Origin of the sequence: Acinetobacter sp. YH12239 (genome assembly GCF_013417635.1) — a bacterium.
GTDB lineage: Bacteria > Pseudomonadota > Gammaproteobacteria > Pseudomonadales > Moraxellaceae > Acinetobacter.
The window spans coordinates 172,325-191,400 of record NZ_VPDP01000002.1; the positions used below are offsets into that span (position 1 = coordinate 172,325).

The following is a 19,076-nucleotide window of genomic DNA, read 5'->3' on the forward strand; positions in this document are numbered from 1 at the left end:
GAAAATATATGCCTATTTCATGCCAATTTAAAAAGCCTTTATGTAAATTTTATTAAATAGGCTTCTAAATTTTTCTCAAAAATATTCAAGGTCGATTTATTATTAATTTAATTAAACAGACTTTCTCCTATGACAACTCACCGAATTAAGCCTTGTGGCTGTAAAATGATAATCAGCGCCCCGAAAATAACCACTCCGCCACCAATGATATCCCATTTAGTAAGATCCATTTGATCCACAAACTTTAACCACAACAATGCCGAACAAATATAAATACCTCCATATGCAGCATATATTCGACCTGATGCTGCTGGATGCAAAGTCAATAACCACACAAAAGCAGCGAGTGCGACAAAAGTGGGTAGCCACAACCAATGCGAACGCCCTTGATTTAGGATCAAATATGGAAAGTAACACCCTAATATTTCCATCAGTGCTGTCAGAAAAAATAAAGCTGTCGTAGATATTACTTTTGTAACTTGTATGTCCATACTTTCACCCAAAAATTAAAGCCCGTTTAAATAAACGGGCTTTAATACAATTAATAACACACTATGCTGGTTCAGCTGCAGAATCTTCAAATACTTCCAACTTTAATCCAACAGCTTTGCCATCTTCTTTTTTAACTGTTACTGCTACATTACCGCCGTTTTCAGCCAACTCACCAAATAAAATCATTTCAGCAAGCGGCTTTTTCAAATGCTCTTGAATCAAACGCTGCATTGGACGAGCACCCATCAGACGATCATAACCATTTTCACTTAACCAATCTCGTGCAGACTGATCTACTTCTAAAACAACTTTTTTGTCATCAAGTTGAGCTTGAAGTTCTGTAAGGAATTTATCTACTACAGAATCGATTACTGTCGTAGGTAGAGCTTTAAATTGAATAACCCCATCTAAGCGGTTTCTAAACTCTGGTGTAAATGCCTTCTTCATTGCTTCCTGATTATCACGACTATTATCTTGCTCTGTAAAACCAATACTTGTACGGGAAATACTTTCAGCGCCAATATTCGTTGTTAACACAATAATGACATTTCTGAAGTCTGACTTACGACCATTATTATCAGTTAATGAACCATGATCCATGACTTGCAGCAATAAATTAAACACATCAGGATGTGCCTTTTCAATCTCATCCAATAACAATACACAATGTGGATTTTTATGTATTGCGTCAGTCAGTAAGCCACCTTGATCAAAACCAACATAACCTGGAGGTGCACCAATTAAACGTGAAACCGCATGGCGTTCCATATATTCAGACATATCAAATCTGACTAATTCAACACCGAGCAGTTTTGCAAGTTGTTTTGTCACCTCGGTTTTACCTACACCAGTAGGTCCTGCAAATACGAAACTACCAACTGGCTTATCTGGTGCTTTAAGCCCAGCTCGTGACAACTTAATTGCAGAGGATAATGCGGTAATCGCCTCATCTTGACCAAATACAACTCGTTTAAGATCACGCTCTAAATGCTCAAGCACAGATTTATCATCTTTGGACACAGTTTTAGGTGGAATTCGTGCAATTTTAGAAACAATATCTTCAACATTTTCAACTGTAATCAAAGTGTTATCTTGATCAGCTTTTAAACGTCGTTGTGCCCCTGCTTCATCTATTACGTCAATCGCTTTATCTGGGAGGAAGCGATCATTGATAAATTTAGCCGATAACTCAACTGCAGAAACAAGAGCTGCGTCATCATATTGAACTTTATGAAATTCTTCAAATTTAGACTTGAGTCCACGAAGAATATCAATTGTTTCATTAATTGATGGCTCATTAACATCAATTTTTTGGAACCGGCGTGATAATGCATGATCTTTTTCAAAAACTTGACGATATTCTTGAAACGTTGTTGAGCCAATGCAACGTAAAGTACCATTTGCCAATGCAGGTTTGATTAAATTCGATGCATCCATAGTGCTACCCATACTTGAGCCTGCACCAATGATCATATGAATTTCATCAATAAACAAAATTGCTTCTGGCTTCTTCTTTAGAGCATTTAACAATTGCTTTAATCGTTTCTCAAAGTCACCACGGTATTTTGTACCTGCAACAAGTGCACCGATATCTAAACTATATACTTCCGCATTCAGCAGTGGCTTTGGTGCTTTATTGTTAACAATCAGCCAAGCCAAACCTTCTGCTATGGATGTTTTACCCACACCTGGATCACCCACCAAAAGCGGATTGTTTTTACGACGTCGGCATAGAATTTGAGCTGCACGTTCAATTTCCTTTTCACGACCAATCAAAGGATCAGTTTTACCCTTTAAAGCTTCTGCGTTGAGATTTAAGGTATAAAGCTCTAATGGACCTGCATTTGCTGAGGCTGAATTGTCACCATCTAAGTCATCCGTTTCTTCTTCAGCTGGAACATCTTCCTTACGCGCACCGTGTGAAAGATATTGAGTTAAAGTAAGACGATTGATTTGGTGGCGTTTTAACAAATAAACCGCAAATGAATCTCGTTCTGAGTACATTGCAACCAGTACATCTGCACCCTCAACTGTCCGATCTCCACCACTAGACTGAACATGGAAAATTGCACGTTGTAATATACGATCAAAGCTTTCTGTAGGATGAGGTGCTTGCTCAGCATTATCGCCTAATTTAGGCGTATGTTGCTCTACATACTCTTCAAGCTCTTTACGTAAACTGACAATTTCTGCACCGCAGGCTTTTAGTGCATTCACTGCAGAATCATTATCTAAAAGTGCGAGTAACAAATGTTCAACTGTAAGAAACTCATGTCTCTTTTGACGAGCCATGCTAACAGCCAAACGCAGTGATACTTCTAATTGACGACTGAGCATGTGATCCCCTTATTCTTGTGGCTCGATCTGGCAAAGTAATGGATGACTTTGAGAGCGCGCATAATTGTTAACTTGATTCGCCTTGGTTTCAGCAATGTCTCTAGGATAGACACCTGCGATACCTTTTCCTTGATAATGTACTGTTAGCATTACTTCAGTAGCTTGGTCAAGATTCAATGCAAAGTATTGTTGTAAAATTTCAATTACAAAATCCATTGGAGTGTAATCATCATTCAACAATACCACATTGTATAAGGGAGGTCGTTTAAATTGCGGTGGTGCTGTTGCTACAGCTAAATCGCCATCGGCTTCATCATTTTGTGCATCACTCAATCGTGGGTTGAAGTGCCAATCCACCAATCCAGATTGTTGAAATGATAATTTAATGTCATTTAGACATTTATGACGTTTATTACTTCGCATAGCACTCTATAATCTATTATTGAGAATTTGCCGCAGCTTGCGGTACTTCAGCTGCAAATGCAGCGGTTGATTCGATTGCTTCACCACGTTGCCAACTAAAACGCTTGGTTTGAGCACTTGAGCCTTTCACACGGATTTCAATAAATTGGGGCGTAAAGCCTTTTGGCATCGTCCAACGACCAGTTAATCGCTGATAATGGTCGAAATTGAATGATTTTTCTGAAATTGGAACAACTAAGACTTCCGTACCTTGAATTAATCTGATTTCAATTTCACCAGATGCTTTACGTTTATTCGGACTGACTTGAACTAAATCAACCTGATATTCATATACATTTTCTGGAAGTGACTTAACAGCTAAATTTTGCACTGTTAAACTCAATCCACCACGTTGTCTCAGCACTTCTCGGAAAATAGCACTCTGACCTTCAATTTGAAGTTTTTCAGCGTTAGTTTGATTTAATGCAACATACATATCGTTTGAGTTAGTTACAGCAACATCACGTTCTTGAACTGAGGTATTTAATTTCTTATTCAGCTCGGATAATTCTTTTTTTTGTTTTTCGACAACTTCAACCAATTGTTCTGCGTCAGCATCGTAACCAACTACGGTTAGACCTTGACGATGACCAACCGTATAGCCCAGAAGTAAACTGCCTGCACATAAGATGATTCCACCCGCCATAAGAGGTTTATTCGATTGAAAAAAACCGATATTTTTTTCATCTTTATGCTGTGACGTATTATTTGATTCTGAGTTTTGCATCGTCATCTCTAATTTATAAAATCAAAACACACATTTAACTGCAAAGTTAAATGTGTGTGAAGTCAAAAAAGGTTTTTTATGGTAATAAACCAATCACGTTAAGGCCTGCATTTTCCGCAAATCCAAACATTAAATTCATGTTTTGAACAGCTTGTCCTGCTGCACCTTTCACCAAGTTATCTTGGGCAACTAAAATGACTAACTTTGTTGGTTGTGGTTTATACAACGCAATACGTAAATCATTTGATCCACGAACAGAACGAGTTTCTGGTGAACTTCCTGCCGGCATAACATCAACAAACTGCTCGTTTTGGTAGAACTGTTCGTAAATTACTTGCAAATCGGCTTGCTGACCTGCTTCTGTTAAGTCGATATATATTGTAGATAACATGCCACGAATCATCGGCACCAAATGCGGAACAAAAAGGATATTGTCAAATACACCTTTCTGTCCTGATATATTTTCAAGCGCTTCAACAATTTCAGGATGATGGCGATGCCCTACAACACCGTAGGCTTTGAAGTTATCAGCATTTTCAGTATAGATCATGCCTAAACTTGCTTTGCGTCCAGCTCCAGATACACCAGATTTTGCATCAATAATAATACTTTCAGGTTTTATCAATACTTCTGAAGATCTAAGTACAGGCGCCAAACCAATTTGAACTGTCGTTGGATAGCAACCAGGATTACCAATGACTTGAGCTTGTTTAATTTTTTCACGATTGAGCTCAGAAAGCCCATACACTGAATTTTTAAGTAGATCTGGACAATCATGCTCCATACCGTACCATTTTTCAAATTGCGCTAAATCCTGCAAACGAAAGTCAGCGGCTAAATCGATTACTTTTGTATTCGCTGCTACTAATTCTTCAGCGTGTTTCATCGCTACACCATGTGGTGTCGCAAAAAACACAACATCGCATGACTTTAATAAATCTAAGCTTAAATCTGAAAACTCTAGATCGGTATGACCACGTAAACTTGGAAACATATCATCGACACGACGACCAGCCTCAGTACGAGAAGTCAGTGCTTTCACTTGAACATTTGGGTGTCGCAGCAAAAGACGCAAAAGTTCAACGCCTGTATATCCTGTACCACCAACAATACCAACTGAAATCACGATATCTACCTCTAAATGACTGTATTCGTTACAGGCAGTAGTATGACAGGAACTTGTGACTTTCTGAACTGTTTTGGATAAGTTTCTTAATGACTTAATTGAGTTTTAAACAAAATTTACAATACGGTTGTCAACTATAATTGACATATTAATTATATATATTAATATATACCTTAATACGCCCAACGCCTCTTCTTAACTTTATTGTTTTGTACGCGTTGGCTTTTTTATTTCCATAACTCCCAGTTTTCCCAAAAATCGACAGAACCGGTCTGATTCAGGTTTACAAAATCACTATTTTGGATTGGAAATTCAGCATACAAAGCTTTTAATCTTTGTCCCCATAAACTGTTTGGACATATAACATCCAGTATCTGCTTTATAATGCACAAATAAAAAAATGGTTTTGAATTATTTAATGAAATTCCTTCTTGAAATTCTATTAAATTAGATCGATCCACAATATTAGCATTCCAAAGACGACTATGATGTGCTGAAATATTTCTAATATGATTTAAACTACGCAACCATTGGCTAAATATTTGACCATCTTTAACTTTATATTTTTTGGCAATGGCATCTTTGTTCACTATCTTCATACCTGAATATAAAGTTGACATCATACCAAAGTCCCACAATTCAATTGAGACCCAAATTGGCAACTTCCCACTGTAATCATTATTGTAGTGCTTAACAAAATCACTTTTAGAATTGCGTTCAACTGAACCATTTAACTTATTTAGCCAAACTTGGTGCTGTGTTTTTCCAGCATTTTTTCCTTTCTTTATTATCTTTTTAGAAAACTCACCATGAAAAGTAACCCCTTCTAAGTAGGCTAGAGCACTAATTTCACCTAAACAGTAAGCAATATCTACCCTTATTGCCATTTCAATTCTTTCAATAGCATCAAGCACTAATAATCTTAATTTTTTATCGAATACATAAAGCTTTACAACCTGTTCAAAAGTTACCCCAGAAATGAATTCATCTTTTTTAATATAAGATTTGGGCTCATTTTGACGAAATGGATACCAATATCCACTCAATCGATAGTAACCCAATCTCTCTAAGTATTTTAAAGCTGCTTGTCGATTTGTTATAACTAAACCTCTAGATTCTAAGATGTCTAACTGTTCCGCAAATGACTTCCATTTTTTTAAATCTTTTTCCATATTATTCTTCTTTAAATCCACCAATATGGCAACGGTGTTATTTTTAATTTTTTTCGGTTAAGTTTAAAATCTGGATCATACTTCGCCACTTCCGCCCAAAACTGAGCACTATGATCAAAATGCTTTGTATGTGCTAATTCATGCACACAAACATAGCGTATTATTTCCTGAGGAAAAAGCACCAAAGCACTATTCAACATAATGTCATGACGTGCTGTACAACTTCCCCACCGCGTTTTTGGCTGACGAATCTTACAGCCATGATAAGCTAAACCACACTGATCAGATACTTGAGCTAGATATACAGGCAGATGCTGTTTAGCATAATCAATAACAAAGGCTTTTAAATATTGTTCAGGCTGACGATCACTCACACACAGCTCATTCATCACTGAATCAAACTTATAGTTGAATTTCTGCTGAATATATTGAATTTGAATAGGATTTTCTAAATTAAATAACTGTAAAGATAAAGGTAAAACGCGATCAATCTGTTGAATTTTACTTTGTTGTGCCTGCCAAGTTTGAACAATCCAAGCTTCTGAATCTTGAACAAACTGTTGTATTTGTTTATGGGTACAAAACCATGGCGCAGTCACACGAATTGAAGTTCCATCTATACGTAGACGTAGTCTTTTCGATCGAATACTTTTGGTGATTTCAATATCAGGAAGGTCGGATAAATTCATTGTTATTCTTTAAGTATTAAATCCCCCTCAATCCCCCTTTAAGAAAGGGGGAAGAAAAGCCCTTCTATTTAAAAGAGGGATTTGGGGGACATTAGCTCGTCAAGGAGTTAAAATTAAACCGCTGTACGCTCTTCAATACCATTGTTGGTCGCAACAATCGCAATGTCTGCTTTATTCAAAGCAAAGATACCATTACATACCACACCAGGGATATCATTCAATGTTTTTTCAAGCTCAAGTGCATTTAAGATATTTAAGTTATGCACGTCTAAAATCACGTTACCATTGTCGGTCACTACACCTTCACGGTACGCTGGGTCGCCACCTAAAGAGACAATTTTACGTGCAACAGCAGAACGTGCCATTGGAATCACCTCAACAGGAAGTGGAAAATCACGCCCCAACTGATCTACCCATTTAGAATCATCTACGATACAGACGAATTTTTTTGCAATCGATGCCACGATTTTTTCACGTGTCAATGCCGCACCACCACCTTTGATCATGTGCATATGACGATCAATCTCATCTGCACCATCTACATATGCATCAAGACCACCCACTGAGTTCATATCTACCACTTCAATACCCAGCTTCTTCAAACGCTGCGCAGTCGCTTCCGAACTTGCAACTGCAGCTTCTAATTGAAGTTCAGGAAGTAAATCAATCAAAAAGTTAACAGTACTGCCTGTGCCTACGCCTAAAATGCCCCCTTTCGGTAAGTGTTTTAAAGCTGCTTGTGCTGCTGCTTGTTTTTTCTCATCTTGGGTTGCATATAGACTCATGACTTCACTCAACTAATTTGGACTTTTGCAGTTATTTTAAACCGCTAAGCCTTATGGTTTGTTACAATAAGCGCCTATTTTAAACTGTTAGATGGAAAATTAACATGCTGTCTCGTTTGGTTCGACAAATTTTACAAGCAACGGTATACGACGTTGCTATCGAAACCCCACTCGAAGCGGCACCACGAATTAGTGAACGTCTTAACAATAATATTCGTTTTAAACGTGAAGACCTACAACCCGTATTCTCCTTCAAACTCCGCGGTGCCTATAACAGAATCAGCCAACTTCCTAAAGCTCAACTAGAACGAGGTGTCATTACCGCTTCTGCTGGTAACCATGCTCAAGGCGTAGCACTCTCAGGAAAAAAATTAGGAATTCGCGCGATTATTGTGATGCCTAAGACAACACCAGACATTAAAGTCCAAGCTGTAAAGCGTTTAGGTGGTGAAGTCGTACTTCATGGTGATTCTTTTGATATCGCAAATAAATACGCAATTCAACGTGCGCAAGATGAAGGAATGACTTTTATTCCGCCTTATGACGATGAACTCGTTATGGCTGGTCAAGGTACAATTGCCAATGAAATTTTACGTCAATGGCGAGATGTGGATTATGTATTCGTTGCCGTTGGGGGTGGCGGTTTGATTGCAGGTGTTGCTGCTTACCTTGGTGATGTTGCACCACATGTCAAAGTTATTCCTGTGGAATATGATGAGTCAGCTTGTTTAAAAGCCGCTTTAGAAGCAAATGAACGTGTGATTCTGCCTTCAGTTGGTTTATTCGCGGATGGTACAGCCGTGGCGCAAATTGGTGAAAAACCGTTTGACGTGATTCGCCTACAAAAATCAGATAACTCAGGCCCAATCGTAGAGCCAAATGTCGTTTTGGTGAATACCGATGAAATCTGTGCCGCAATTAAAGACACCTATGATGAATGCCGTAGTATTGTTGAGCCGTCAGGTGCAATGGCACTTGCTGGTATTAAAAAATATGTGGCTGAGCACGGCTTAGAAGGTAAAAACATTGTTTCAATTGTATGCGGTGCAAATATGAACTTTGACCGTTTACGATATATTGCAGAACGAACTGAATTAGGTGAACGTAAAGAAGCTATTTTTGCTGTCACGATTCCTGAACAAAAAGGTGCATTCCTCAATTTCTGTCGTGCCCTTCAAGGTCGAAATATTACTGAATTCAACTACCGTTCAAGTAGTGCGACTGCAGCGCAAGTATTTGTTGGAATTAGTTTAAAGAGCGGCGAAAAAGAACGTCAAGAAATCTTCGAGACATTAAAGTTTCAGTACGATGTGGATGACTTGTCTGATGATGAAGTAGCCAAATTACATATTCGCTACCTGATCGGTGGTCATGCTGATATTGAAAATGAACGTTTATTCCGCGTTGAATTTCCTGAACGTCCGGGTGCATTATTAACATTCTTGGAACGTCTTGGTCCAACGCATAACATTACCTTGTTCCATTACCGTAACCACGGTGCAGCAGAAGGTCGTGTATTGGTCGGTCTTGAAGCGGAAGATGCACAACAAAACCCTGATGGTTTAGTTGAGACCTTAGAAAGTATCAGTTATCCATACGAAGAAATTACCAATAATCTTGGTTATCAACGTTTCCTTAAATAAAATCAATACAGCCTGTCATTTTTGACAGGCTTTTTTAATTTAATAATTGATATACAATTAAATCGAAAGATAGAAAAACAATCACTTTAAAATTTTAGATATTAAGATAAATCATGCAAATATGGTTCAGTTTTGTAGTTATTCCTTTTCTCATGTGGATCATCTTTTCCGCAATTCTGTTTATTTCGAAATATCTATATCCTGAAGTTACCACCTTAAGCAAATTTCTCGAAGTTTTTATTTTTTTAGGTTATGCAGCACTCCCCTATATCATGTTGGGATTAGCACCTATTTATCGCTATCGCATGACCTTGATTTATATGATGGCAATTGTGATCACAACAAGTTTCGTTCATGCTAACTTTATGATTGATCATATTCATTTAACTTATATTTACTTAGCACTTTCATGGACATTGATTTCAATCACGATTTACTATTTTTATAGTGATCACAAATAATCCTCAACAAATGAATTGAATCAACTCAGATCAACAAGATAAACTCACTCAAAGCGAAATTAAAATCAAATCATTACTTTCTGATCTTTAAAATTTTAGGATATTCAATGGCGCTATTTGCAGTAATTGGCTTAGGCAGCTTTGGCGGTACAGTTGCATTAGAACTCACTCAATTAAAACATGATGTGATTGGAATCGATACTGAAAAAAAATACGTTGAAAATATCTCTGATAACATCAGTCATGCTGTCATCGCCGATGCCACAGATGAACATGTACTTCGAGAACTGAATGTACAGAATTGCGATGCCGTCGTTGTCGCAATTGGAGAAGATATTGAGGCCAGTATTCTATGTGTCCTCAACCTTAAAAATTTAGGCGTAGAAAAAATCCTAGTAAAAGCAAAATCGAAAGCCCATCATATGATTTTGACGCATCTCGGTATTGGTCAAATTATTCATCCAGAAGAAGACATGGGTATTCGCGTTGCACAATCATTAAGTTATCCAATGGTTAGACGCTATATGGCGTTGAATGATGACCGTTATATTGTCAAAGTGGAAGTGGGTGAAAAACTACAAGGTGTAGAATTTAAAGATATCATGGAGCACAGCGACGGCGTACAAACATTACTATTACAACGTGGCACACATGTAATTTATGACATCGCACCTGGTACATTGCTGCAAAAAAATGACATTTTAATTGTTGAAGGTCCTGTCAATCTTTTACGTAAACTCTCATCGAGATTTATTTCGAAATGATGAAATTTTATGATCAATTAATCAACAAAAAAACGCAAAGTATTAATTTGAGTCCACCAAGTTTGCTGGCTTTGGGCTTTCTCAGTTTTATTATCATTGGAACATTACTGCTAAAACTTCCCTTTGCACACGAAGGAAATGTCTCTTGGCTAGAAGCCTTATTTACCGCCACGTCTGCTGTGACAATTACGGGACTTTCTGTGGTCAATATTGGCGAAGCATATACGACTTTTGGTCAGCTCATCATTATGCTACTCATCCAATGTGGTGGCTTAGGGTTCATGACCTTCGCAATTTTGGCTGCTTTAAGCCTTTCCACTAAACTCGGTTTAAAGCAACAAGTGATGGCTCAAGAAACAATTGGTCAAACCAGTTTAGCAAGGGCCTCTTTCACTGTTAAAGCCGTCTTATTGTATTCTCTATTTTTCGAAGGGATTGGAACATTCATCCTGACCTTTACATGGCTTCAATACTACGATTTTAGTGATGCTCTGTTTTATGCAGCCTTTTACAGTATCTCAGCATTTAATAATGGTGGTTTCTCTCTTTTTCCAGACAGCTTAATGAGTTTTTCAGGCCAATATGCTGTAACACTGACCATCAGTATGTTGTATATCATTGGTGGAATAGGTTTTGTGGTACTTATGGATATCAAACGCGCTCATAAGTGGAAAAAACTCTCAACCAACAGCAAACTCATTCTTTCTACCATCGCAGGACTCAATCTATTTGCCTTTATTATGATTTGGTGTTTAGAAGCAAATAATCCATTGACCCTCGCCCCAATGTCAATTGGAGACCAAGCATTAAATGCTTGGTTTCATGCCACAGTACCACGATCATCTGGATTTAATAGTATTGATGTGGCCAGTATGAGTGATCCAGCAACCTTGGTGACTATGCTACTAATGTTTATTGGCGGCGGCTCTTTAAGTACTGCTGGTGGTATTAAAGTAGGTACATTTATTATTGTAGTATTGAGTGTGATCACGTTTTTGAGACGAGCTGACGAAGTTACTGTTTTTAAACACTCGATTCCTGCAACTGTCACCTATAAAGCTCTTGCGGTCATTAGCATAACTGCTATGCTCATTTTCATTGGTTTCTTTACACTGTTAATTTTAGAGCCTAATAAACGCTTTCTAGATTTACTATTTGAAGCTGTTTCCGCGGCTTGTACAGTCGGATTATCTAGAGGTATTACTTCAGAATTACAACCTGCAAGTTTATATATGCTCATGATACTGATGTTTGCAGGTCGTCTCGGTCCTTTGACATTAGCTTATTTAATTGCAACCCCTAAAAAAAGCAGGTTGAGTCATCCTAATGCTGAAATCCAAGTGGGTTAGATAGAATTCACTTGGATCTAAGGTGAAGTTGATCGATAAAACACGAACCAATCCAAAAATAGATCAGATGTTTATATCCATCAGTGCGTTTTATGATAGCCATGATTTCTTTATGCAAAGCATTGAACTTATCATGAAAAAACACAACCTTAGAACTTTGCAATCAATATCAAAATACAATCAAATTAAGAGACTCAAGGAAACCCCAAGTCTTTTGACCATCTGCTTATGATTAAAAAAATTATCATTGAAAACCAATATAACGATTGAGGTTTTCAACACCCAGTGACACTTTATAAATTTTAAACTGAGCTAAATCAGAACGCGTAATCTCATTAAACACATTCGAGTTTTCATCATCTGCATGAATTTCGTCTACTGTGCGAGGCATAGTTGCTTCAAATTCATCTGAAATAAATTCAAATCCTAAGTCCATGGCAATAAACAATGTATGCTCACAAGGTTGAATATATTGCTCTTCATTCCAGTCGATAACAGCGTGTTGACAATGCGGGCACTGTACATTTTCTTGAGGATCTTGAAGTTCAATTGTTGTATAAGCCATGTCAACCTTAAGTATTACGCGCTATAAAACATAAGTTTAACCATTGCTTTTAGATTTTTAAATAGCCCTCTATATTGATTACTAAATATAACAACCTTAGATTTTAGAGAAAACACAGCAAGCCAATTGACTATTCAGAACAATAATGTATTTTTTAACAAAACGTTGCATATATGGAATGAATCCATGCTTTCAGATTTAGATGATTTTTATTGCTTTGCCCTTGTTGTCGAACATGGTGGTTTTAGCGCTGCTGAACGAGCAACCGACATTCCCAAATCAAAATTGAGTCGACGTGTTTATAACTTAGAAGAAAATCTCGGTGTAAGGCTTATTCAACGTAGTTCACGTCATTTTGCTGTTACTGATATTGGGATGAACATTTATCGCCATGCGCAAGTAATGATGAGTGCTGCCCAATCTGCTCATGATTTGGTAGATCATTTAAGTGAACAACCAAGAGGCTTAATTCGTGTTAGTTTACCCGTATCAATTGCTCAGCATGAAATGACCAAAATACTGCCAAATTTCCTTAAGCAGTATCCTGAAATCAAAGTTCAATTGATGGTTACTAATCGACGTGTCGATATCATCAATGAAGGAATTGATTTAGCGCTTCGCGTTCGCTCAAGTTTGGATGATGACCCAAGTTTGGTCATTCGAAAATTTGAAAATATTGAACAACATCTATTCGCCAGTCAGGCCTATCTCAATGAATTTGGATCTATCAAAAAACCTGAAGAACTCTCAAATCATCGAATATTAAGCATGGTTGATGAACATACTGATCAACAACTCGTACTACATGATTCAAACAACAAATCGATTAAAGTCAAAGTGAGTCCAGTCGTAATGGGCTCTGACTTACTGATGCTTGCACAACTTGCAAGTGAGAATTGTGGGGTAGCATTACTCCCAGATAGTATTGTTGAAGATTATATTAAAGATGGACGATTGGTTAAGGTTCTGCCTGATTGGAATGCACCACACGGTATTTTTCATGTGGTTTACCCTTCTCGCCGTGGTTTATTACCAGCTGTACGTGTGTTCATCGACTATTTAGTTGAGCACCTCACCAAAAGATAGTCACAACAGCATAAAGATTTAGAAGAATGTTGGCTTATTATTTGCTACCATTCACTCTGCTTTGTGCTAGTTTTTTTAGATTTTTATGACTTCTATTTATCAACAACAACTTGATGCAAAAATTGAACGTATCCGCAATCAATTTGCTGAATATCAACCACCCGAACTAGAAGTTTTTTCATCTCCTGAAAAATATTTCCGTATGCGAGCTGAGTTCCGTATTTGGCATACAGAAGATGATATGTTTTATGCCATGTTTGAACGCGCGGAAGATGGTATTCAAAAGAAAGTTGTACGTGTTGATGAGTTTCCAATCGCGGATAAATCTATTAATGATTTAATGCCAGTTCTCCTGTCTGAACTAAAATCAAATGCAGTGCTCTCTAAGCGTCTGTTTGAAGTACATTTTCTTTCAACGTTGAACGGTGAAATGCTGGTTTCATTGATTTATCGTTGTCCGCTTGATCAAGACTGGGAACAACTAGCAAAAAGTTTATCTTCAAAACTCAATATTAAGATTATTGGTCGCAGCCGTGGTCAAAAAATTGTATTGACGGATGAATATGTAGTTGAAGAATTACACGTATTTGACCGTAAATTCAAATATAAGCAAATTGAAAGTAGCTTCACGCAACCTAATGCGCAAGTTTGTCAAAAAATGCTGGAGTGGGCATGTAATGCAGCTCAAACCAGTGATAAAGATCTTTTAGAGCTTTATTGCGGTAATGGTAATTTTACCCTTCCATTATCGCTAAAGTTTAATCGCGTTCTAGCGACGGAACTGGCTAAATCATCAGTTTATGCAGCGCAATGGAATATTGAGCAAAATCAAATAGACAATATTCAAGTTGCTCGCCTTTCAGCTGAAGATTTTACCTTAGCATTCAATGCAGAACGTGAGTTTAGACGTTTACAAGAAGCCAATATTGATATTCAAAGTTATGACTTCGATACTGTATTTGTAGATCCACCTCGTGCAGGCATTGATGATGATACTTTGAAGCTACTTCAACGCTTTAACCGTATTATTTATATTTCATGCAATCCAGATACTTTGCACGACAATTTGAAGATGTTATCGGAAACTCATAAAATCACTAAATTTGCGCTGTTCGATCAATTTCCTTATACCCACCATGTCGAGTCAGGCGTTCTTTTAGAGAAAATTTAAACAATTTATTTCTTACCAAATGGACAGTTCTTACACTGTCCATTTTTTATGCTTTTTGAATTTCACTTAGAAATCATATAAATAAAGGAAAATTTAATTTTTCAATGTCATAATTTCGTTAAACTTTAGCTTTATCATCGAAATATTTATTTTTAAATGTGCCTTAAATCACGGTTACAAACTTGCATTAAATTTTAAATCGACTATATTTCGACCTATCTTTGGTTGCAAATGAAGGCTCTATGAGTTTTTGGCAAAAGCTGTTTTCATCAGATTCGCAGCAGAACGAGCATAAAAATCAAATTGCTTGTGTTGAAAATGATTGTTCATGTAAGACTAACGATCAGTTGATCGAGGCTTTACAAAAGGCATCAGATGAAGATGTAATACGCGGAATCAAAAAAGTTCTTATTTCGCGTGGCTATTCAAAAAAAGATCTTACTGATTTATTGAGTAACAAAATCACCCTTCAGTAAAGAAAAAAGCACTGCATAGACAGTGCTTTTTTTATGATAAATTTTCTGTTCAATTTAAAAATGTTCAATTAAGATAAGCTCATAGGATAATTAAAAATATATTTGGGGATTCAATGAAAAATATTCTATTCATTATTTTAGGGGCGACTTTCATATCGCTTAGTGGTTGTAATAAGCTACCTTCAGCATGTGAGGAAGTTTGGGGCAACATTGAAAAATTAGCGAAAGAGAGCGGTATTCCTCAAACTGCCATAGATCGTCAAAAAATCGAGTTTGAAGAGCAAATTAAACAGCTTCCTAAAGAAGATGCAATTAAAAATTGTGAAGCACAAAATGCTTTCTTCTCATAACTTCATTTGACTTGAATAAAAAAATTAGGCAACTTTTTTAGGGTGCTTATATTGTATTTATACCTCATTATTTATTTCCAATTCGGTTATACTGTGGACTCTCTTTCAATAAATGTACATCTGTAAAGTTATTGGAATATTTTATAAATGCGGCATAAACACGTCAAAACATTCCCTCTTGGTGCTCACTTAATTGTTAAGCATTTTGGTTATTCACATCATGGTATTTATGTGGGTAAGGGTCGTGTTATTCATTATTCAGGTTTTGCTCATCTCTTTAAAAAACATCCGATCGAAATTACATCTCTGCAAAAATTTGCACATGGCAAAAAAATTACGATTCGGCATTATAGTACCCCCAAATATTCAGGTCGTGCTGTCGTAAGACGAATGCGCTCTCGAATGCATGAAAATAACTATCATCTCATTATTAATAATTGTGAACACTTATGTTCTTGGGCGATCACGGGCATCGAAAGTAGTCCACAAGTCATCAAAATGATGAATAGACTCACCACTATTGGTTATATCAGCTCACTCATGAGCTACTTAAATAGTCTTCTTTTAACTTTAGCAACCACCTGTTTTGCTTTGGTATTTTATATTAAGAAAAAGTTAAATGATCAGCGCAAACTGAAAGGCCCTGTGTATATCGCTTTACAGCAACATCAGAAACTAAAGCAAAAAAAAGCCCCGCTTAAGCAGGGTTTTGAGGAAAACAAAGTTTCAAATTAACCTTTCGGTTGAATTAAATATGCGCTTGAAAATTCAAATAGTCAAATATATATTTGAAATATAATGTTATTTTAGTTTTTATTTATAACTTATTAAATTATTCTTAAATACCCACCTTTATCTAATCATGTGAATTTAATCACAAAAATTATTTATTAACCTAAATTTGAATAAAAAAAAGCCTGAATCAATCAGGCTTTTTTTGATATTACCAAACTTTATTTTGCAGGCTTAAAACTATCTTTTAAATCCAAAATACGGTTAAAGACAGGTTTTTCAACAGTATGATCAAATTGATCAGCGACAAAATAACCTTCACGTTCGAATTGGAATCGATCTTCAGGTTTTGCTTGAGCTAAAGCAGGTTCGATTACTGCTTGAACAATTTTTAGAGAATCTGGATTTAAATTCGCTAAGAAATCATCGTCCGCATCAGGTGCGGCTTCAGTAAATAGACGATCATAAATACGAACTTCAGCAGGAATCCCTTTATTTGCAGATACCCAATGAATAACACCTTTGACTTTACGACCTTCTGGATTCTTACCTAAAGTATGCGGATCGATAGAGCATTTAAGTTCAACAACTTCGCCATTTTCATCCTTAATCACTTCATCACATTTAATCACATAAGCATGACGTAAACGGACTTCACCACCAGGAATTAAGCGTTTAAACCCTTTAGGCGGCTCTTCCTCAAAATCTTTACGATCAATATACAATTCAGAAGTCAGTGGAATTACACGATCACCCATATCAACATTTGGATGGCGTGCGTGTGTTAAATCCATATCCTCTGGAAGGTTGGTCAATGTCACTTTAAGAGGATTCAATACCGCCATACCACGTGCAGCAGTATTTTCTAATGATTGTCGAATGCAGAATTCAAGCATTGCAACATCGACAATACCATCAGTTTTAGATACGCCCACACGCTTACAGAAATCACGCAAGCCTTCTGGAGTAAAGCCACGACGGCGCATTCCCACGACTGTAGGCATACGTGGATCATTCCAACCATTGACGTAACCACCTTCGACCAGCTTACGTAATTTACGTTTTGAGGTGATGGTGTAATCAACATTCAAACGGCTTGATTCGTACTGGCGTGGAACTGCTGGAGAATTTACCTTAGCGACAACCCAATCATAGAACGGGCGATGGTCTTGGAATTCAAGCGTACATAACGAGTGCGTAATGCCTTCAATCGCATCAGACAAAGGATGAGCATAGTCATACATTGGATAGATTTTCCACGTATCGCCTGTTTGATGATGCTCAGAATGTAAAACACGATAAAGAATTGGATCACGCATATGTACGTTCGGTGATGCCATATCAATCTTGGCACGAAGTACTGCTTGGCCTTCTCCAAGCTCACCATTACGCATTTGTTCAAAACGTGCTAAGTTTTCTTCAACCGTTGCATCACGTTGCGGAGAATTTTTACCTGGTTCTACAAAATTCCCACGATTCAGCTTAATTTCTTCAGGAGATTGCAAATCGACATATGCATCACCTTGTTTAATTAATTGAATCGCCCATTGATACAATTGATCAAAGTAACTTGATGCGTAGCGTGGTTCACCATTCCAGTCGAAACCGAGCCATTTTACATCGTTCGCAATACCATCTACATATTCTTGTTCTTCTGCATCTGGATTTGTATCATCAAAACGAAGATTACATAAACCAGAAAATTCTTCTGCAATACCAAAATTCAGGCAAATCGCTTTAACATGTCCAATGTGTAAATAACCATTAGGCTCTGGTGGAAAGCGCGTCACGACTTTATCTGTACGCCCTGCTGCAAGATCTTCTGTAATTACTTGACGTACAAAGTCTAAGCCCGGTTGTTGTTCTTGCTGCGCAGCATCGACTGATGGATTGTTAGTCGTCGGGGTAATTGGCAGGGATGAAACAACATCATTCGGCTTCATAGTTGATAAATCACTTCTATAAGATAAAATAGGATAATTAAAACGCTATCTTCATATTATTAACAAAGAAAATAACGTTTTTGCTTGCCTTGTAGTTTACAGTTTGCTTATGCTTCTCTCAACCACAAACCCATGGCTTTTTGTCCATGATCAGGAGATTATAGAATGAGTTTTCCTCAAGTCGAATTAAACACCAATAAAGGACGTATTGTTCTAGAGCTTAACTCTGAAAAAGCACCTAAAACTGTTGCTAACTTTTTAGAGTACGTTCGTGATGGTTTTTATGATGGCGTAATTTTCCACCGTGTAATTGACGGTTTCATGATCCAAGGCGGTGGCATGGATGAAAACTTCAAAGAAAAAGCAACTCGCGATTCTATTGAAAATGAAGCTGACAACGGTTTAAGCAATGACGAAGGTACGATTGCTATGGCACGTACTCAAGCTCCTCACTCAGCATCTGCACAATTCTTCATTAACGTAAAAAACAATGCTTTCCTTAACCATACGGGTAAAACAGCTCAAGGTTGGGGTTATGCAGTATTTGGTAAAGTTGTAGAAGGTATGGACGTTGTTAATGAAATCAAAGGCGTTCGCACTGGTAACCGTGGCTACCACGCTGACGTTCCACTAGAAAACGTTGTGATCGAATCTGCTAAAATTATCTCTGAATAAAAAACCTCCCCCTTAACTTATTAAGTTTTCAAGCACTGCTTTAAAACGAATATAATGGTTCAAGGGATTGT

The 19,076-nt window shown here is 37.2% G+C and carries 20 protein-coding genes; 10 read left to right on the plus strand and 10 right to left on the minus strand.

Annotation, left to right across the window (positions count from 1 at the left end):
• Positions 1–137 precede the first annotated feature (137 nt).
• The 8 genes from FTV17_RS02925 to rpiA form a co-directional block, all read right to left on the minus strand.
• Entirely contained in the window at positions 138–491 is a 354-nt protein-coding gene (locus FTV17_RS02925; RefSeq protein ID WP_092766358.1) for a YnfA family protein, read from the minus strand.
• Between the two features lie 61 nt (positions 492–552).
• Positions 553–2,829: an ATP-dependent Clp protease ATP-binding subunit ClpA gene (gene clpA, locus FTV17_RS02930; RefSeq protein ID WP_179998102.1), complete on the minus strand. Its 2,277-nt coding sequence runs from the start codon at positions 2,827–2,829 to the stop codon at positions 553–555.
• Between the two features lie 9 nt (positions 2,830–2,838).
• Complete coding sequence (gene clpS / locus FTV17_RS02935; RefSeq protein WP_035263688.1) at positions 2,839–3,252, minus strand: ATP-dependent Clp protease adapter ClpS; 414 nt, start codon at positions 3,250–3,252, stop codon at positions 2,839–2,841.
• 16 nt (positions 3,253–3,268) lie between these two features.
• On the minus strand, positions 3,269–4,018 hold the full coding sequence (locus FTV17_RS02940; RefSeq protein WP_179998103.1) for a DUF6776 family protein: 750 nt from the start codon (positions 4,016–4,018) through the stop codon (positions 3,269–3,271).
• 76 nt (positions 4,019–4,094) lie between these two features.
• Positions 4,095–5,144: an N-acetyl-gamma-glutamyl-phosphate reductase gene (gene argC, locus FTV17_RS02945; protein WP_179998104.1), complete on the minus strand. Its 1,050-nt coding sequence runs from the start codon at positions 5,142–5,144 to the stop codon at positions 4,095–4,097.
• Between the two features lie 227 nt (positions 5,145–5,371).
• Positions 5,372–6,316, minus strand: a complete 945-nt coding sequence (locus FTV17_RS02950; RefSeq protein ID WP_179998105.1) for an Abi family protein — start codon at positions 6,314–6,316, stop codon at positions 5,372–5,374.
• Between the two features lie 11 nt (positions 6,317–6,327).
• On the minus strand, positions 6,328–7,005 hold the full coding sequence (locus tag FTV17_RS02955; RefSeq protein WP_179998106.1) for a M48 family metallopeptidase: 678 nt from the start codon (positions 7,003–7,005) through the stop codon (positions 6,328–6,330).
• Between the two features lie 113 nt (positions 7,006–7,118).
• The gene (gene rpiA, locus FTV17_RS02960) at positions 7,119–7,790 is read right to left on the minus strand and encodes a ribose-5-phosphate isomerase RpiA (RefSeq protein WP_035263693.1); all 672 of its coding nucleotides are present in this window, start codon (positions 7,788–7,790) and stop codon (positions 7,119–7,121) included.
• 104 nt (positions 7,791–7,894) lie between these two features.
• Between rpiA and ilvA the strand changes: the two genes are divergently transcribed.
• The 4 genes from ilvA to FTV17_RS02980 all read left to right on the plus strand — a co-directional run bounded on the left by ilvA (position 7,895) and on the right by FTV17_RS02980 (position 12,007).
• On the plus strand, positions 7,895–9,433 hold the full coding sequence (gene ilvA / locus FTV17_RS02965; RefSeq protein WP_179998107.1) for a threonine ammonia-lyase, biosynthetic: 1,539 nt from the start codon (positions 7,895–7,897) through the stop codon (positions 9,431–9,433).
• 113 nt (positions 9,434–9,546) lie between these two features.
• Positions 9,547–9,894, plus strand: a complete 348-nt coding sequence (locus FTV17_RS02970) for a hypothetical protein (RefSeq protein WP_179998108.1) — start codon at positions 9,547–9,549, stop codon at positions 9,892–9,894.
• 107 nt (positions 9,895–10,001) lie between these two features.
• On the plus strand, positions 10,002–10,658 hold the full coding sequence (locus tag FTV17_RS02975) for a TrkA family potassium uptake protein (protein WP_035263698.1): 657 nt from the start codon (positions 10,002–10,004) through the stop codon (positions 10,656–10,658).
• Positions 10,658–12,007, plus strand: a complete 1,350-nt coding sequence (locus FTV17_RS02980; protein ID WP_179998287.1) for a TrkH family potassium uptake protein — start codon at positions 10,658–10,660, stop codon at positions 12,005–12,007. The genes FTV17_RS02975 and FTV17_RS02980 overlap by 1 nt, the downstream gene beginning before the upstream one ends.
• A 244-nt stretch (positions 12,008–12,251) precedes the next feature.
• Here the strand turns inward: FTV17_RS02980 and FTV17_RS02985 are convergent, their stop codons facing one another.
• On the minus strand, positions 12,252–12,572 hold the full coding sequence (locus tag FTV17_RS02985; protein WP_179998109.1) for a hypothetical protein: 321 nt from the start codon (positions 12,570–12,572) through the stop codon (positions 12,252–12,254).
• A gap of 186 nt (positions 12,573–12,758) precedes the next feature.
• On the opposite strand from FTV17_RS02985, the gene FTV17_RS02990 reads away from it, so the two are divergent.
• The 5 genes from FTV17_RS02990 (at position 12,759) to FTV17_RS03010 (ending at position 16,390) form a co-directional block, all read left to right on the plus strand.
• Entirely contained in the window at positions 12,759–13,658 is a 900-nt protein-coding gene (locus FTV17_RS02990) for a LysR substrate-binding domain-containing protein (RefSeq protein WP_179998110.1), read from the plus strand.
• Positions 13,659–13,743: 85 nt separating this feature from the next.
• Positions 13,744–14,829: a tRNA (uridine(54)-C5)-methyltransferase TrmA gene (gene trmA, locus FTV17_RS02995; protein WP_179998111.1), complete on the plus strand. Its 1,086-nt coding sequence runs from the start codon at positions 13,744–13,746 to the stop codon at positions 14,827–14,829.
• Between the two features lie 242 nt (positions 14,830–15,071).
• Positions 15,072–15,305, plus strand: a complete 234-nt coding sequence (locus FTV17_RS03000; RefSeq protein WP_035263705.1) for a hypothetical protein — start codon at positions 15,072–15,074, stop codon at positions 15,303–15,305.
• A 113-nt stretch (positions 15,306–15,418) separates the two neighbouring features.
• Complete coding sequence (locus FTV17_RS03005) at positions 15,419–15,655, plus strand: hypothetical protein (RefSeq protein ID WP_092766368.1); 237 nt, start codon at positions 15,419–15,421, stop codon at positions 15,653–15,655.
• Positions 15,656–15,802: 147 nt separating this feature from the next.
• Complete coding sequence (locus tag FTV17_RS03010) at positions 15,803–16,390, plus strand: lecithin retinol acyltransferase family protein (protein WP_051586486.1); 588 nt, start codon at positions 15,803–15,805, stop codon at positions 16,388–16,390.
• Positions 16,391–16,608: 218 nt separating this feature from the next.
• Here FTV17_RS03010 and FTV17_RS03015 read toward each other — a convergent pair whose 3' ends face one another.
• The gene (locus tag FTV17_RS03015) at positions 16,609–18,330 is read right to left on the minus strand and encodes a glutamine--tRNA ligase/YqeY domain fusion protein (RefSeq protein WP_092766370.1); all 1,722 of its coding nucleotides are present in this window, start codon (positions 18,328–18,330) and stop codon (positions 16,609–16,611) included.
• 165 nt (positions 18,331–18,495) lie between these two features.
• Here FTV17_RS03015 and FTV17_RS03020 point away from each other — a divergent pair, with 165 nt between their 5' ends.
• Complete coding sequence (locus tag FTV17_RS03020; protein WP_035263711.1) at positions 18,496–19,005, plus strand: peptidylprolyl isomerase; 510 nt, start codon at positions 18,496–18,498, stop codon at positions 19,003–19,005.
• The last annotated feature ends 71 nt before the right edge of the window (positions 19,006–19,076 follow it).

What these genes read in the sequence shown, in the direction of transcription:
- FTV17_RS02970 (WP_179998108.1), top strand. Translation starts at nt 9,547, where the DNA reads ATGCAAATATGGTTCAGTTTTGTAGTTATTCCTTTTCTCATGTGGATC.
- ilvA (WP_179998107.1), top strand. Translation starts at nt 7,895, where the DNA reads ATGCTGTCTCGTTTGGTTCGACAAATTTTACAAGCAACGGTATACGAC.
- FTV17_RS03015 (WP_092766370.1), bottom strand. Translation starts at nt 18,330, where the DNA reads ATGAAGCCGAATGATGTTGTTTCATCCCTGCCAATTACCCCGACGACT.
- FTV17_RS02940 (WP_179998103.1), bottom strand. Translation starts at nt 4,018, where the DNA reads ATGCAAAACTCAGAATCAAATAATACGTCACAGCATAAAGATGAAAAA.
- FTV17_RS03010 (WP_051586486.1), top strand. Translation starts at nt 15,803, where the DNA reads ATGCGGCATAAACACGTCAAAACATTCCCTCTTGGTGCTCACTTAATT.
- clpS (WP_035263688.1), bottom strand. Translation starts at nt 3,252, where the DNA reads ATGCGAAGTAATAAACGTCATAAATGTCTAAATGACATTAAATTATCA.
- rpiA (WP_035263693.1), bottom strand. Translation starts at nt 7,790, where the DNA reads ATGAGTCTATATGCAACCCAAGATGAGAAAAAACAAGCAGCAGCACAA.
- FTV17_RS02985 (WP_179998109.1), bottom strand. Translation starts at nt 12,572, where the DNA reads ATGGCTTATACAACAATTGAACTTCAAGATCCTCAAGAAAATGTACAG.
- FTV17_RS02925 (WP_092766358.1), bottom strand. Translation starts at nt 491, where the DNA reads ATGGACATACAAGTTACAAAAGTAATATCTACGACAGCTTTATTTTTT.
- FTV17_RS03020 (WP_035263711.1), top strand. Translation starts at nt 18,496, where the DNA reads ATGAGTTTTCCTCAAGTCGAATTAAACACCAATAAAGGACGTATTGTT.
- FTV17_RS02980 (WP_179998287.1), top strand. Translation starts at nt 10,658, where the DNA reads ATGAAATTTTATGATCAATTAATCAACAAAAAAACGCAAAGTATTAAT.
- FTV17_RS03000 (WP_035263705.1), top strand. Translation starts at nt 15,072, where the DNA reads ATGAGTTTTTGGCAAAAGCTGTTTTCATCAGATTCGCAGCAGAACGAG.
- FTV17_RS02955 (WP_179998106.1), bottom strand. Translation starts at nt 7,005, where the DNA reads ATGAATTTATCCGACCTTCCTGATATTGAAATCACCAAAAGTATTCGA.
- FTV17_RS03005 (WP_092766368.1), top strand. Translation starts at nt 15,419, where the DNA reads ATGAAAAATATTCTATTCATTATTTTAGGGGCGACTTTCATATCGCTT.
- FTV17_RS02950 (WP_179998105.1), bottom strand. Translation starts at nt 6,316, where the DNA reads ATGGAAAAAGATTTAAAAAAATGGAAGTCATTTGCGGAACAGTTAGAC.
- FTV17_RS02975 (WP_035263698.1), top strand. Translation starts at nt 10,002, where the DNA reads ATGGCGCTATTTGCAGTAATTGGCTTAGGCAGCTTTGGCGGTACAGTT.
- FTV17_RS02990 (WP_179998110.1), top strand. Translation starts at nt 12,759, where the DNA reads ATGCTTTCAGATTTAGATGATTTTTATTGCTTTGCCCTTGTTGTCGAA.
- clpA (WP_179998102.1), bottom strand. Translation starts at nt 2,829, where the DNA reads ATGCTCAGTCGTCAATTAGAAGTATCACTGCGTTTGGCTGTTAGCATG.
- trmA (WP_179998111.1), top strand. Translation starts at nt 13,744, where the DNA reads ATGACTTCTATTTATCAACAACAACTTGATGCAAAAATTGAACGTATC.